This is a genomic window from Acidovorax facilis, from assembly GCF_023913775.1.
GTDB lineage: Bacteria > Pseudomonadota > Gammaproteobacteria > Burkholderiales > Burkholderiaceae_C > Acidovorax > Acidovorax facilis.
Genome location: NZ_JAMXAX010000004.1, coordinates 99,724 through 114,796, shown reverse-complemented (window position 1 = coordinate 114,796; position 15,073 = coordinate 99,724). Strand labels below are relative to the sequence as shown.

At 62.2% G+C, this 15,073-nt stretch carries 12 protein-coding genes and 1 pseudogene; all 13 read left to right on the top strand.

Going from position 1 to position 15,073, the window contains the following annotated elements; translation table 11 throughout:
- The first annotated feature begins 1,445 nt into the window (after window positions 1-1,445).
- The 13 genes and pseudogenes from NFX52_RS02985 to NFX52_RS02925 all read left to right on the top strand — a co-directional run bounded on the left by NFX52_RS02985 (window position 1,446) and on the right by NFX52_RS02925 (window position 15,043).
- On the top strand, window positions 1,446-1,706 hold the full coding sequence (locus tag NFX52_RS02985) for a DUF5676 family membrane protein (RefSeq protein ID WP_055395735.1): 261 nt from the start codon (window positions 1,446-1,448) through the stop codon (window positions 1,704-1,706).
- Between the two features lie 23 nt (window positions 1,707-1,729).
- Window positions 1,730-2,014 carry a DUF2933 domain-containing protein gene (locus NFX52_RS02980; protein WP_082437331.1) on the top strand — a complete coding sequence of 95 codons (285 nt, stop codon included), beginning with the start codon at window positions 1,730-1,732 and terminating at the stop codon, window positions 2,012-2,014.
- Window positions 2,011-2,661, top strand: a complete 651-nt coding sequence (locus tag NFX52_RS02975; RefSeq protein ID WP_055395731.1) for a methyltransferase family protein — start codon at window positions 2,011-2,013, stop codon at window positions 2,659-2,661. Before NFX52_RS02980 ends, NFX52_RS02975 begins: the two co-directional genes overlap by 4 nt.
- Complete coding sequence (locus NFX52_RS02970) at window positions 2,658-5,060, top strand: heavy metal translocating P-type ATPase (protein ID WP_055395730.1); 2,403 nt, start codon at window positions 2,658-2,660, stop codon at window positions 5,058-5,060. The genes NFX52_RS02975 and NFX52_RS02970 overlap by 4 nt, the downstream gene beginning before the upstream one ends.
- A complete protein-coding gene (locus tag NFX52_RS02965; protein WP_082437330.1) occupies window positions 5,057-6,823 on the top strand; it encodes a DUF3141 domain-containing protein in 1,767 nt (588 codons plus the stop codon). Before NFX52_RS02970 ends, NFX52_RS02965 begins: the two co-directional genes overlap by 4 nt.
- 5 nt (window positions 6,824-6,828) lie before the next feature.
- Complete coding sequence (locus NFX52_RS02960; RefSeq protein ID WP_055395728.1) at window positions 6,829-7,857, top strand: YVTN family beta-propeller repeat protein; 1,029 nt, start codon at window positions 6,829-6,831, stop codon at window positions 7,855-7,857.
- Window positions 7,854-8,312 (top strand): hypothetical protein, encoded by a 459-nt coding sequence (locus NFX52_RS02955; protein WP_082437329.1) that lies wholly within the window; start codon window positions 7,854-7,856, stop codon window positions 8,310-8,312. The genes NFX52_RS02960 and NFX52_RS02955 overlap by 4 nt, the downstream gene beginning before the upstream one ends.
- 5 nt (window positions 8,313-8,317) lie before the next feature.
- Window positions 8,318-8,973: pseudogene (locus tag NFX52_RS02950) on the top strand (DUF6629 family protein).
- Window positions 8,970-11,624, top strand: coding sequence for a bifunctional acetate--CoA ligase family protein/GNAT family N-acetyltransferase (locus NFX52_RS02945; protein WP_252635376.1), 2,655 nt, complete (start codon window positions 8,970-8,972; stop codon window positions 11,622-11,624). The pseudogene NFX52_RS02950 and the gene NFX52_RS02945 overlap by 4 nt, the downstream one beginning before the upstream one ends.
- Window positions 11,625-11,643: 19 nt before the next feature.
- A complete protein-coding gene (locus NFX52_RS02940; protein WP_055395722.1) occupies window positions 11,644-12,681 on the top strand; it encodes a zinc-dependent alcohol dehydrogenase family protein in 1,038 nt (345 codons plus the stop codon).
- Window positions 12,682-12,720: 39 nt separating this feature from the next.
- Complete coding sequence (locus NFX52_RS02935; protein ID WP_055395720.1) at window positions 12,721-13,191, top strand: hypothetical protein; 471 nt, start codon at window positions 12,721-12,723, stop codon at window positions 13,189-13,191.
- A gap of 24 nt (window positions 13,192-13,215) precedes the next feature.
- Window positions 13,216-13,968, top strand: coding sequence for a lycopene cyclase domain-containing protein (locus NFX52_RS31050; protein ID WP_055395718.1), 753 nt, complete (start codon window positions 13,216-13,218; stop codon window positions 13,966-13,968).
- Between the two features lie 22 nt (window positions 13,969-13,990).
- The gene (locus tag NFX52_RS02925; RefSeq protein ID WP_252635374.1) at window positions 13,991-15,043 is read left to right on the top strand and encodes a type II glyceraldehyde-3-phosphate dehydrogenase; all 1,053 of its coding nucleotides are present in this window, start codon (window positions 13,991-13,993) and stop codon (window positions 15,041-15,043) included.
- Window positions 15,044-15,073 lie beyond the last annotated feature (30 nt).

Here is a 15,073-nt window from a genome sequence, read left to right as displayed (position 1 = left end):
CGAGCAGCTTGGTCAGCTGCTTGAGCAGGCCGTTCTCGCCAATCAGGTCTTCAGGCTTCTTGTAGTCGGCCAGCAGGCTGGCCAGCAGTTTTTGCGGTACTTCGTGCTTCTTGGTTGTCATTGTGTTTGCGGACAAGCAGGCTCTCGCCTGCGGTGGATTGTCCGTTTACACAAAATTCTGCACACCCTCGACTGCCCAACTCAAACTGTTGACCCTCCCCCTGATCGCGGCGTTGTGACTTGCGCCGCTATGTTCCCTAAAGCACCGACAGCATTCCAAATCGATGCCACCCTCCACGCATCACGATACGCCGGCAGGGCCACAACCGACTCGACCGCGCGGATCACCTCGGCAATGCGACGGGCCTGGGCGGCTTCAACAAACACTGGCCTCGCTGCGAACACATAAGGACAGCTCTCCCGCACGAGCTCGGAAAGCTGCACTCACGCGAGCTCAAAGTCCAATGCTCGCGCCAACGCGTCCTTGTCCAAAGTGAGGCAGAAGCATCCGTTGTTGAGTGACTCTTGCGCGCTGACAACATGCTCCACGGACGTAAATGGTGCTGCCGTGATCATGAGGATCGACTTCTGGCTAAACGAGAAGAAAGGAATTGGGGCATTGCGGCATGGTACGCCCGTCGCGCTGCTGCTCAGCTGAAGAACTGCATTGCTTCTGAACTCGGCGCATTGCCTTACGCCGCTATGTTCGCCAACGCACCGACCACCCCACCGACTCGGGAGCACTCTGGTTTACTGCATAGAGGTCGCTTTGACATAGATCAACTCGCATCGGCGCTTGACCTTGTAACATGAATCGACCTGAACCTTGTCATGAAGCTCCTCTCACGATTCACTACTAGCCGCAATGCCGCATCGTTGATGCTGGCCGTATGGCTGTTCGTGCTGGTGTCGGGCTTCGCGAATGCTTGCCTGTTGGAAGCGCCTGATCATGGCGGGCAACTGTCTTCCTCTGAGAGCTCTCACGTCACGAGCCATGCTGCGGCGCCTACCCACGACACTGAACCAAGCTCCAAGGCGCCGTGTCTGAAAGCCTGCGACGAGGGATCGCAGGCCTTGCAAACCAGCACTGGGATGAACTCGGTAGATCCTGGGTCCCCGCCCTTGACCGCGGTCATCAGGACCGCATCGGCGCCCCTGATCGTGTGCCAGCGGGACCGCCTCGACGTTCAGCCCTCGCTGAGCGACCCTCCCGAACGAATCATCTTCTCGCGGTGGGCGCTCTAGCCTCCTGTTAGGTCAGCCGCACTCTCGTTGCGGCGTGCGATCTTCGGTTTGCGCGTGGCGGCTCCGATCCGCCTGGTCTCGTGCCTAGCTTTCACGGCATCCACACAGGAGTTCCATATGAAACTTCAAATTATCCCATTGTCCATGCAGATGGCGATAGACGGCTTGTCGGCCCCCGCCAGCGAAGCAGGGGGTAGGTCATGACACCGCTGCGCACCGGCCTCGCGCTCGCCATCACCGTTGGAGGCTTCTATGTCCTGTGCACCGTGGCGTGGACACTCGCGCCCGCCACGTTCCTGAGTCTGATGAACAACTTGTTTCATGGCATGGACTTCACCCCCATGGTTCGTGCACAGCCCTTCTTTTTCCCGGGATTCCTTGCAGCGCTCCTTGCATTGAGCACTTGGGCCCTACTTGCCGGGACGTTCTTCAGCTGGCTGCAAAACCGCCTTGAGCGCTGACAGTAAATTTTTCGGAGAACCAGATGACCGATCCCCATTCCCTACCTCAACAAGAAGCGCCCGGCTTTTGGCGCTCGCGCTACGCCATCGGACTGCTTGTGATGGGCGCCATCGCAGCATACTTCCTGCTCAGCGAGCATCGCGCGCACTTCATCGGCGCTCTGCCCCTGCTTCTGCTCCTCGCATGCCCGCTGATGCACGTGTTCATGCACAACGGGCACGGCTCCCACGGCGGCGGCCATGCAGAGCACCGCGGTCATAAAGCTTCATCCGCAGATTCGGCCCCGCGATCGGGAGAGCAGCCATGACCCACGACACTTCCGCCTACGGCCTCTGGTCGCTGGTCATACTGAACTCCGCGATATTTCTGATGTTCGCGTTCAGCTTCTTCAAACCGCAGACAGCGCGTGACTGGCGAACTTTCAGCGCTTTCGCTGCCTTCATAGTTGCTCTCTTCGTCGAGATGTACGGCTTCCCACTCACGCTCTATGTCTTGGCTGGATGGCTGCAGACAAGGTACCCGGGCCTCGACTTGCTGTCGCACAACTCCGGTCACCTGTGGTCGACCCTCCTTGGCGAAAAGGGCGACGCACATTTCGGCCCGCTTCATATCGCCAGCTACGTATTCCTGGGCTACGGCTTCTATTTGTTGTCCACCGCCTGGAACGTGCTGTATCACGCGCAACGCCACAACACGCTGGCGACCACGGGCGCCTATGCCCACATCCGCCATCCGCAGTACGTGGCTTTTGTCTTGATCCTGCTGGGATTCCTGCTGCAATGGCCGACGCTGCTCACCCTGGCGATGTTTCCGATTCTGCTGGCTATGTACGGGCGGCTTGCGGTCACGGAAGAAGCGGAGATGCGAAAGCACTTCGGAGCGGCCTTTGACGCCTATGCGGCGCGTACCCCGCGGTTCATTCCTTCCTTTGGAAAAAAGGGGGCTGCCGCATGAAGACCAGCACTGTCGAAGTCGCGGAGATGGTCTCCAGCCTGAGTGCGGCGGGTGTGGGGCGGCAACTGGAGGCACTCCCCGGCGTCCACCATGCGGACGTGAACTATGTCGCCGGCAGCGCCACGCTGCACTACGACGAATCAAAAGTCACGCTGGCGGCAATCCAGCAAAGCGTGAAGGACTGCGGCTATCACTGCCGCGGTGAAATGGTTCCGGCCCATGTCTGCAATGCCGCCAATCGCAGCGCGGGCGCGCCGGACCGGTCCCAGCACGCTGGCCATGCGAGTCACGCTGGCCACCAGCCTCATGCGGAACCGGGCAAGTCCACGGCGAACGACAAGGCTGAAATGATGCACGACATGGGCCATGCACCGGGCATGTCCATGCAGGACATGGCCCGAGACATGCGCAATCGCTTTCTGGTCGCGTTGCTATTCGCCATCCCGGTTTTCCTGTACTCACCGATGGGTGAAATGCTTGGGGACTTTTCAGCGCCATTTGGAATGGACCGCAAGCTCTTCCTGTTTGTTGCCGCGACGGGTGCGATCGCTTACCCGGGCTGGCCATTCCTCGTCGCCGCATGGCGGTCCGCCCGCAATGGGGTCGCCAACATGGCGACGCTGGTCGTCCTCTCGGTGGGCACGGGCTACCTGTTCAGCGTGGGAGCGACGTTCGTGTACGAGGGCGAGGTGTTCTACGAAGCCTCGGCCGTGCTGCTCGTGTTCATCCTGCTGGGCCATTGGCTTGAGATGCGCGCGCGCGCCGGTGCCTCCGACGCGATCCGCGCCTTGATGAATCTCGCGCCGCCGATGGCCACCGTGCTTCGGGCCGGCGCCGAGGTCGAGGTGCCCACATCGGAAGTGCTGGCCGGCGAAACGGTTATCGTCAAGCCTGGTGGCAGGATACCGGTAGACGGGCAGATCACCGAAGGAAGCTCCCAGGTCGATGAATCGATGCTGACTGGAGAGTCGATGCCGGTGAAGAAGGTGGCCGGCGACTCGGTCATCGGCGCCACCATCAACAAGAGCGGCAGCTTCCGCTACAAGGCGACCAAAGTAGGCGCGGACACCGCTCTCGCTCAGATCGTCAAGCTGGTCCAGGAGGCGCAAAACTCCAAGGCACCAGGCCAACTGCTCGCGGACCGCGCATCGCAGTGGCTAGTGCTGGCAGCCATCGTCATCGGCCTGTTGACCTTCGCAGTGTGGTTCTGGGTACTCGGTCAACCCCTGCTGTTTGCCCTCACCCTGACCATCACTGTGTTCGTGATCGCCTGTCCCGACGCACTGGGACTCGCCACTCCGATGGCGATCATGGTAGGCACTGGCCTTGGAGCGATGAACGGGATCCTCTTCAAGAACGCGTCGGCACTGGAAAACGCCACCAAGCTGACGGTCGTCGTCTTCGACAAGACCGGCACGCTCACCGTGGGCCAGCCAGATGTGGTGGAGATGGTCACGGCACCGGGGGTGAGCGAAGCTGATTTGCTCGCCACCGCGGCCGCCCTGGAGAAGTTCTCCGAGCATCCGCTGGCGCATGCCATTCTCAAGCGGGCCGGCGCCATGCCGACAGAGGTGGCTACGGGCTTCACCAATGTCGATGGTCAGGGCGCCCGGGCCAGCATCGGCCCCGATGCGGTCCTGCTGGGCAACCGCAAACTGATGCAGGCCGAAGGGGTGGCCCTGGACGCGCTGGCGGCGGAGGCAGCGCGGCTCGAAGGGGGCGGACGCACCGCCGTGCACGTGGCCCGGGCGGGAAGGCTCATCGGATTGATCGCCATCGCCGATGCAGTGCGGCCAACATCCAAGGCGACGATCGTCAAGCTGCAGGAGCGCGGCGTCAAGGTGGCGATGATGACCGGCGACAACCAGGCAACCGCCGACCGCATCGGAAAAGAGCTGGGCATCGACATCGTGTTGGCGGAAGTTCTTCCCGGCCAGAAGGCAGCCAAGATCAAAGAGCTGCAAGACAAGGGGAACAAGGTGGGCATGGTTGGCGATGGCATTAACGATGCACCAGCACTGACCCAGGCTGATGTCGGCTTCGCAATCGGCGCCGGCACCGATGTAGCCATGGAAAGCGCCCAGGTGGTCCTTATGAAGAGTGACCCATACGACGTCGTTGGGGCCATAGAGCTGTCGCGCGCCACACTCCGCAAGATGCACCAGAACCTCTGGTGGGCAGTGGGCTACAACGTGATTGCCTTTCCGGTAGCTGCGGGAGTTTTCTACCCGTTCACGCTGTCGCCAGAAATCGCAGCGTTGTCGATGTCCGGCAGCTCCGCGCTGGTGGCCCTGAACGCGTTGATGCTCAAGCGGACGAAGCTTGCGGGCATCAAACTGGCGCCTTCCGCCAAAGCGCGCACCGAAACTGCGCGAGTCTCAGCAGAGGCGCTGACATGACCGCAGCTACAGTGAAGACCAAAGCCAAAACGGCGGCTAAGCAAACCCGGGCGGCCGAGTCGGCAAAGAGCCTGCCGGTGCCTGTCGCACAACCTAATGTGGCGGCCAAAGCACCTGCATCCATCATGGAACAGGCGCTGCGCTACCAATTGGATCGTTGGCAACGTGGCCTGATGCTCCTGGACACCTTCAGGGAGCGGGCCAACAACATGCTGGCGCATGAGGCAGCCGGTATGCCGCCCCCGCTCCATTTCGAGTACGAGACGATTCTGGATGCCAGGCTGTTCGAGCGGCCGGCGAACTACGCGCTGCTGCGCATCACCCGCTGCCAGGAGGATGACGCCATGGATTGCGTGGATGCCAGCAAGCCACCGGTGGTCATCATCGATCCTCGTGCCGGACACGGCCCGGGAATCGGCGGCTTCAAGCACGACTCCGAAGTTGGTATGTCTCTGCATGAAGGCCACGAAACTTATTTCGTCGTGTTTTTTCCGCTGCCATGTCCGAATCAGACTCTGGCCGACGTACTGCATGTGTTGCGGCGATTTATCGAGGAGGTGGGCAGCCGGCACGACGGTATGTCGCCGGTACTTTATGGCAATTGCCAGGCTGGCTGGGCGGCGACACTCATTGCAGCGGACTGTGAAGGCCTTGCCGGTGTTACCGTTTTGAGCGGCTCTCCGCTTTCTTACTGGGCCGGTGCGTCCGACATCAATCCTATGCGCCTGTCAGGCGGCTTGATGGGGGGCAGCTGGATAACGCACCTGCTTGCGGACCTGGGCAACGGAAAGCTGGATGGCGCATGGTTGGTACAGAACTTCGAAAACCTGAGCCCGTCCAATACCCTCTGGGACAAGAACTACAACGTTTTCGCGAACATCGACACTGAGCGCCAGCGTTTCCTCGATTTCGAGCGGTGGTGGACGGGGTACCACTTCCTGAGCCGCGAAGAGATCCTGTCGATCGTCCAAGATCTCTTCATCGGCAACAAGCTCGAACGTGGCACCTTGAAGATTGACGAGCACTGCTTTGTCGACCTCAAGCGCATCCGCAACCCGCTGGTGATCTTTGCCTCCAGCGGTGACAACATCTCGCCACCGCACCAGGCGCTGAACTGGGTCCCGGCCGTCTACCCCACCACTGCGGACCTCAAAAAGGCGGGGCAGCGAATCGTGTATCTCCTGAATCCTCATGTCGGGCATCTGGGCATCTTTGTATCTGGCAGCGTGGCCAAACTGGAGCACCGCGCGATCCTGGAAAGCCTGGATGAGCTCAGTGCGATGAAACCCGGCCTTTATGAAATGAAGATCAGCAATCCGACTGGGGACCCGGACTGTCGCAAGCCGCAATATACGGTTCGCTTTGAAGAACGCGAGGTCGAGCAGATCCACTACGAGTACCCGCAGAGGTCGTTCGAGAAGGTCCAAGCAGTCTCAGAGTGGAACGAAATGGTGTACCAAAACACACTCCGTCCCTGGGTCACCGCCCTCTCCAGCCCTTTAAGTGCGGAAGCATTGAAGTGGCTGCACCCGATGCGGTCCAGCGCCTTGATGTTCTCCGAAAAACTCAATCCCTGGATGCGGCCGCTGAAGCTGTTCGCCCCGCTCCTTGCACAGCAGCGAATGCCGGCCTCGCAGGACAACCCTTTCGTCGCGATGGAAGCTCACACAAGCAAGCTCATATCGCAGTCGCTCGACAACTATCGAAGCGCCAGGGATGGCGCGAGCGAACGGCTTTTCTCCTTGCTTTACGGAAAGAACTAGACCCCATGCCAATACTCAAGACTTACGTCGCCATCGCCCTGCTGGCCTGGGGCGGCGCAGTCAGCGCCGCCGACAAGGTGTACATCGCCAACGAGAATGCCGATACGGTGAGCGTAATCGACGCAGCGTCCTTCAAAGTGCTCACCTCTGTCCGTGTCGGCAACATGCCCCACAACGTACAGCTCTCTCCCGACGGCAAGGTCGTTTGGGTGACCAACAATGGCGAGCCGGATATAGCTGCTGCGCCTGGACACTCGGGCATGAAAAAGGCGGACCACGCCGTGATGGCCAAGCCCGGCGCCGTCTGGTTGATCGATACGGGAACCGACGCTGTCATAGCGAAAATCCCCGTCGGCTTGCACCCCGCCCACGTCGTGCTGGCGCCAGACGGCCGCTTCGCGTACATAACGAATGGCGGCGACAATTCGGTGACTGTGATCGATGCAGTGGCAAGAAGCGTCGTGGCAACGATTCCCGTGGGTAAATTCCCGCATGGTCTGCGATTCGCTCCAGACGGGAGACAAGCATACGTCGCCAATCTCAAAGGCGGAACGGTCTCGGTGATCGATGTCGCGAGCCGCAAGGAGATCACGCAGATACCGGTCGGCAAAGGTCCCGCTCAGGTTGGTTTCACGCCGGACGGGCTACTTGCATTCGTCTCGCTGTCGGAAGAAAAGGCGGTCGCGGTGATCGACCCGGCCACACAAAAGGTGATGCGCAAGATCAGTGTGGGCACGGTGCCGATCCAGCTCTTTGCCACGCCCGATTCAAAAACCCTCCTGGTCGCGAACCAAGGCAGTCGGAGCAAGCCCGGAAATACCGTCAGCATGGTCGATCTGCAGACGTTCAAGCTGGCCAAGACAGTCGTCACCGGGGCTGGGGCGCACGGTGTGGCCGTCGACCGCGAAGGCGGGCTCGCGTACATCACAAATACGTACGCAGACACCGTATCGGTGATCGACATCAAGTCACGCGCCGTGGTGAGCACCGTCCGTGTCGGCAAAGGTCCTAACGGCGTTAGCGTAAGTCCATGAAGCCACCTCCCCTGCCTATGCGGCTTTCCGGCAAGTTGTTCGCTGCCTGCGGGTTATGGATGTTTCTGCTAGGCGTCTATTTCATCCTGCTTCGGCCTGCGCTGCTGCCCGAGGATCCGCGCTTCATGGGGACAACCATCGAAACTTTGCGCGCTGCGGCGCCGGGTCTCGAGGGTTGGCTCGGCCACGTGTTCAATGTCATGGGTGGATTCATGGTTGCCGCCGGCACCATGACCATCCTTGTGGCTTGGCGATTTCTCGTCCGAAGGGCTCCGGGAACGCTTCTGGCGCTCGCAATCGCAGGGGCGTCCGGGGTCGCGCTGATGAGCGCGACCAACTTCCTGCTGCATTCGGACTTCCGCTGGCTGCTCCTGGTGCCTGTCCTGCTGTGGCTTGCGGGGCTGGTGTGCTACATGCGCGAAGATGCAGCGGCTACGTCGGCTGCGGCGAAATGAACTGAATGTGCTTCTCGGCACCGCAAGCTTTGCGGCGGGCACCCTGCTGCTGGGAGCCGGCATCCTGACGGTCAGGTCGGCGCGCGGCGCGCGTGAGCTGCCGCTTGCCGCGATTCCGCTTCTCTTTTCCATCCAGCAGCTAGTCGAAGGCGTGGTCTGGATGACGTTCCGCTATGAGGCGCCGCTGCTGAACGCCGCGATGACGCACGCGTACTCGTTTTTCTCCCACGTCCTGTGGCCGGTGTACGTCCCCGTGGCCGTGCTGCTGATCGAACCCCCCGGATGGCGCCGCGCCACGTTGTGGGGACTCTCCGTAGCAGGCGCGGCCGTGGCCGCGTACCTCATGTACACCTTGATGGTGTTCCCCGTCGTCTCTCGCGCTATAGGCCAGCACATCGAGTACGTCTCTCCTCATTTCTTCGCAGCTGCGGTGATGAGCGTCTATCTGCTGTCGACAGCTATCAGCCCGATGGTGTCCACGCATCGGTGGGTGAAGATCTTTGGCGTGCTCGCGGCGGCGTCGTTTGCGGCGGCCTACTACTTTTACGCACGATGGTTCATCTCAGTGTGGTGCCTCTTTGCCGCTGTTTTGAGCCTTGTCTTGTGTGCGCATCTCACGTCGAAGACGCGGCGAACTGAAGCAAGCGCGGCGACCTCATGAGCATTCGGCACCTTGATCGACTCCTCGAGCCCAGGTCGATTGCCGTCATTGGTGCATCGATCCGAGCCGGTAGCGTGGGCGCCACGGTGTGGGCAAATCTTCACGTGGGCCAATTCGCGGGGGTGATCTATGGAGTGAATCCGAAGCACAAGGTCCTGGGTGACGTCGCGATCTTCGCGCAGCCGGCGGATCTGCCGGAAGTGCCCGACCTCGCGGTGATCTGCACGCCACCCGAGACGGTTACCGGCCTGATTGAGGAACTGGGACGCCTGGGCACCCGCGCCGTCATCGTCATGACCGCGGGCCTCAGCGCGGAGCAGAAGGAGGCGATGCTGAAAGCAGCGAGGCCCCACGTACTTCGCGTGCTGGGTCCGAACTGTCTGGGACTGCTATCACCGCACCATGGCGTGAACGCAAGCTTTGCGCATACCGACGCCCTGGCGGGGAACGTCGCCTTCGTTTCCCAATCCGGCGCGCTGGTGACTGCGGTGCTCGACTGGGCCAAGTCCCGACGCATCGGGTTTTCGCACATGGTGTCACTCGGTGAGCGAGCTGACGTGGATTTTGGGGACCTGCTCGACTACCTGGCAAGCGATAGCCGGACACGTTCAATTCTTTTGTACATCGAATCGATCGAGGCGTCTCGCAAGTTCATGTCAGCCGCCAGAGCGGCGGCCCGGAACAAGCCAGTGATCGTGGTGAAGGCTGGACGGGCAGGAAGTGGCTTGACGGCAGCCGCTTCACACACGTGGGCACTTGCGGGCTCCGACATCGTGTTCGACGCGGCGATCCGCCGCGCCGGCATGCTGCGCGTTGAAACGCTGCAGGACCTGTTCATGGCTGTCGAGACTTTGGCGCGTTTTGGCACCAATCGCGATGAGGTTCTCACGCTGATGACAAATGGAGGTGGTGCCGGGGTGATGGCTGCTGATGCGGCCGCCCTCGCTGGCATCAAGCTGCAGGAGCTGAGTCATCCGCTGCTCACGCAGCTCGACGCCGTGCTGCCGCCGACCTGGTCGCATGCCAACCCCATCGACATCATCGGGGACGCCCCTGTCGCCCGGTATACACAGACGCTGGAAGCTGTACTCCAGGATCGCAGCAGCGGCGCGGTGCTCTTCATGCATGCGCCTTCCGCAATCGTCCGCAGCGAGGATATCGCGCGCGCTTGTGCGCCGATCGCCGGGGAAGCCACGAGCCGTGTCATGGCGTGCTGGTTGGGCGACGCCGCCGTCGCGACCGCCCGGCAAGTCTTCGATCAGGCGGGCGTCGCTGACTACGCCACTCCAGAAGAGGCCGTGCGGGCGTTCGCTCTGCTGGCAACCTTTCGCCGCAACCAGGCGTTGCTGCTGGAGGCTCCGACGGCGAGCGAGAACGGTCCGCCAGACCTGATCGCCGCTCGGGCGAGCGTAGAGGCTGCCCTCGATGACGGCCGCGAAATGCTGAATGAGCTGGAGGCAAAGGCAGTGCTGACGGCCTACGGTATTCCGGTTGTGCAAACGCTCGCGACCGGGCCGACACCCGACGCGGCTGCCGCTGCCGGGCGCTCGCTCACCTATCCAGTCGTCTTAAAGATCCCTTCCCCCGACATCAGCCACAAGTCGGACGTCGGGGGCGTCAGCTTGAATCTGCGTGACGAAGGCGCGCTGCGCCAGGCCGCAGCGGAGATGTTGGAGCGCGTACGCAAATTGCGTCCTGAGGCGCCGATCGCCGGCTTCACCGTGCAAAGCATGGTGGCTCGTCCGATGGCCCAGGAACTCATCATCGGCGCCAGTATCGATCCGGTGTTTGGCCCCGTGCTTCTATTTGGTCAGGGCGGGACAGCGGTGGAGGTCCTCGGCGACCGGGCAATCGCCCTGCCGCCGCTCAATCGCGTCCTGGCGCGGGAGGCGGTTTCACGCACCCGTGTCGCAAAGCTGCTGGCGGGCTACCGCGACCATCCCCCGGCCAAGCTCGATGCGATCTACGACGTTCTGGTGGCAGTTTCGCAGATGCTCGCAGATCTGCCGGAGCTGGCCGAGCTCGACATCAACCCCTTGCTGGCCGACCACGAAGGCGTCATTGCGCTGGACGCCCGCCTGCGCGTGAGCCGCAAGCAGGATGCAGGCGCCGCGCACTTCGCGATCACGCCCTATCCTGAAGAGCTCGCGGAAACCGTGCAATGGAACGACGAGACGATTCTTATCCGACCGATCCGCCCCGAAGACGAGCCGCAGCACAGGTCTTTCATCGAGGCGTTGCAGCCAGAGGACCTGCGGCTTCGCTTCTTCAGCGTGCGCAGGGAACTGCCCCGAAGCGAATTGGCCCGCCTTGCGCAAATCGACTATGCACGCGAGATGGCATTCATTGCCGTGCGCAACTTGCCCGATGGAACCAGCCAGACGATAGGTGTGGTGCGTGCCGTTATCGACCCCGACAACGTGGACGCCGAGTTCGCCGTGATCGTGCGATCAGACCTCAAGACACGCGGCTTGGGTCGCATCCTGATGCGCAAGATGATCGCTTTCCTTTCAGGCCGCGGGACCCAACGAATGGTTGGGTACGTGTTGAGAGAAAACGAGGCGATGCGCAAGCTCGCGCGTTCTCTGGGCTTCGAGCCCGTAGCCGCTCCCACCGATGCCGACGCTGTATTCCTCGCACTGAATCTCTAGCCAACCAAAGGACTTCCCCATGCAAGCTCTCGTCTACCACGGCCCTGGCCAGAAGAAACTGGATGACCGCGCCAAGCCTGTCGTCCAGAGTCCCACCGATGCCGTCGTCCGAATCACCAAGACGACGATCTGCGGGACCGACCTGCACATCCTCAAAGGTGACGTGCCGACCTGCAAGCCCGGGACCACGCTGGGCCATGAAGGCGTTGGTGTCATTGACTCCGTTGGTCCGGGCGTCGTCACGTTCAAGCCGGGCGACAGGGTGTTGATCTCCTGCATCAGCGCTTGCGGCCGTTGTGAGTATTGCCGCAAGGGCATGTACTCGCACTGCACCACCGGCGGCTGGATCCTTGGTAACAGCATTGACGGCACCCAGGCCGAGTTCGTGCGGATCCCGCATGCCGACACCAGCCTTTACCCGATTCCTGATGGTGCGGACGAGGAGGCGTTAGTCATGCTGAGCGACATCCTGCCAACCGGCTTCGAGTGCGGCGTGCTCAACGGAAAGGTCCAGCCGGGCTCCACGGTCGCCATCGTCGGCTCGGGTCCGATCGGGTTGGCCGCGCTGCTCACTGCGCAACTCTATTCGCCCTCGGAGATCATCATGATCGACCTGGACGAGAATCGGCTGGCCGTCGGCAAGCAATTTGGCGCGACGGCCACCGTGAACAGCACCGATGGAACGGCTGCGCAGCAGGTCATGGCTCTGACCGGTGGACGTGGCGTGGATACGGCGATTGAAGCGGTGGGCATTCCCGCCACCTTCACGCTGTGCGAGGACATCGTGACCGCGGGCGGGACCATCGCCAACGTAGGCGTGCACGGTGTCAAGGCCGACCTGCACCTGGAGCGCCTCTGGTCGCACAACATCACGATCACGACCCGGCTTGTCGACACCGTATCGATGCCGATGCTGCTCAAGACAGTGCAGTCCAAGCGCATCGATGCGAAGCAACTCGTCACCCATCGCTTCAAGCTCTCCGAAATCCTGCAGGCCTACGACACCTTCGACCGGGCTGCGGACACCAAGGCGCTGAAGGTGCTCATCGAGGCGTAGCGACATGCGTCGAAGAGCCCACCTTTGAGGAACATCGTCATGTGGCATCAAAAACGCTCGGCACTTCTGCTACTGGTTCTGCTGTGCCTGGCGCCATGGCAGGCGTTTGCACAGGCCCGAATGGAGCGCGATGGAGTGACGCTGTACTGGGGTCTGGTGCCTGGAGCGGTCGTCGAGGACAAACACGCACTGGCCGATCTGCACGGCGGCCCCCGCAACGACGGCGGTCAGGTCCACCACCTGTTGGTCGCGGTGTTCGACGCTGCGAGCGGGCGGCGGATCGGGGACGCCATCGTGCGCGCTCAATTGGGCGAATCCGGAATCGTCGATGAGGCGTCGAAGTACCTGCCGCCCATGCCCATCGACGGAAAGATGAGCTACGGACAGCGGTTCAGCATGGTGTCCAGGAGCGGCCCGTACCGGTTCCGGGTCTGGGTCAAGCTGCCGGGCCGGCCGGCGGAGATCGAATTTTCGGTCAGTGCCGGCGCGTCGCATGGCGGGGAGCGCTGAGATGTTCACATCCAGCGAGCTCGAGTGACTGTCACCTATTCTTCTTTCCACTTCACGTGGCTCATCTGGGCCTCGGCGTTCCTGCTGCCGTGGGCATTGCTCTTCGTCGCCCGGCCGGACTTGCGGCGACCGATGCTGTGGGCCAGCGCGCTGACGGCGCCTTTCGGCCTGACCGAACCGCTGTTCGTGCCGCGCTACTGGAACCCGCCCACACTGTTTGACCTGGCCCAGCGAACCGGTTTCGACATTGAAAGCCTGATCTTCTGCTTTGCCCTTGGCGGCCTGGGCGTGGCGGCCTATCGGGCTGTTGCGCCCGTGCCATGGCGGGTGATGGATCACGACGCCCGCCATTCGCCGCGGCATCGCTGGCATCTGCCGGCCCTGGCCAGCCCGGTGCTTGTGTTTGGAATCCTAGTGCTGTTGCCCTGGAATCCGATCTACCCCGGCATTCTGGCGATGCTCGCGGGCTCGCTGGCAACTCTTTTTTGCCGGCCCGACCTCTGGCGCAACTCGCTGTTCGGCGGTGCAGTCTTCTTGCTGCTCTACACCGTTTTCCTGCTTGGCCTGAAGTGGATCTGGCCCGGGTACATCGCAGCCGTCTGGAATCTGGACGACTTACTGGCCTGGCGGCCCTGGGGATTGCCGGTAGAGGAATTCCTGTTCGGCTTTGCTTTCGGCACCTACTGGAGCGGCGTCTACGAACACCTGACCTGGCGGCAGCGAGACGCCGCCCGAGGGTCGCGCGTGCTGCGATCGGGAGCGTTCATCAATGAGTAAGGTCAATCTTCAGGGGAAAGCAATGATCAGCAGCAAGACACGGGTGGGAATCGTCGGTTACGGCGTGATAGGCAAACGTGTTGCGCAAGCAGTGGCGTGCCAGGGCGACATGGAGCTCGCGGGCGTGGCCGATGTGGTGGCCGACTGGCGGATCCAGGCCGCTGCGGCCCGCCAGTTTCCCCTGTACGCCGCCGATCCATCTGCTACCAGTGCCATGCGCGATGCCGGGCTGGAACTGCGCGGCTCACTGGACGACCTGCTAGACGTATGCGACATCGTGGTTGATTGCACCCCGAAGCGGGTCGGCGCCCGCAACGCCGAACGCTATCGCACCGCTGGCAAGCGCTTCATCCTGCACGGCGGGGAAAAGCACGACATCACGGGCCATTCCTTCGTTGCCGAGGCGAACTATGCCTCGGCCGTTGGTCGCGATTCCACTCGCGTGGTGTCCTGCAACACCACCTCGATCGTGCGCACGCTCGGCGCGCTCAAGCGGGCCGGCTTGCTCAAGCGCGCGCGCGGCACGCTGCTGCGGCGTGCCACCGACCCCTGGGAGAGCCACCTCGGCGGCCTCATGAACACGGTCCATCCGGAACCGTCGATCCCAAGCCACCAAGACCCCGACGCGCGCAGCGTCGATGCCGAACTCGACGTAGTGACCATGGCCGTGGCGGTGCCGATGACGATCGCGCACGTCCACTATTGGACGGTCGACCTGACCCGGGCGGCTACGGAAGAGGAAGTTCGCGCAGCCTTCGCCAGTTCCAGTCGGATCGCTTTGCTGCGGGGCGACGCCGGCCTGGTCGCGCCGAACGTGGTCAAGGAACTGATGGCGGACAGCGGCAGGCCGCACGACAGCCTTTACGAAGTGGGGCTGTGGGCGGACATGCTGCGGGTGCAGGGCACCGAGCTGTTCTACGCCTACATGGTCGACAACCAGGCCATCGTGATTCCCGAGACCATCGACGCCATCAGGGCGCTGGCCGGACATCCCGCTCTCGCTTCCGAGTCCATCGCCATGACTGACTCAGCGCTCGGAATGGGCACCCCCTTCGCGGCCAAGGCCAAGGCCTGACGACTACGCCCATCCCCTACCACCATCACA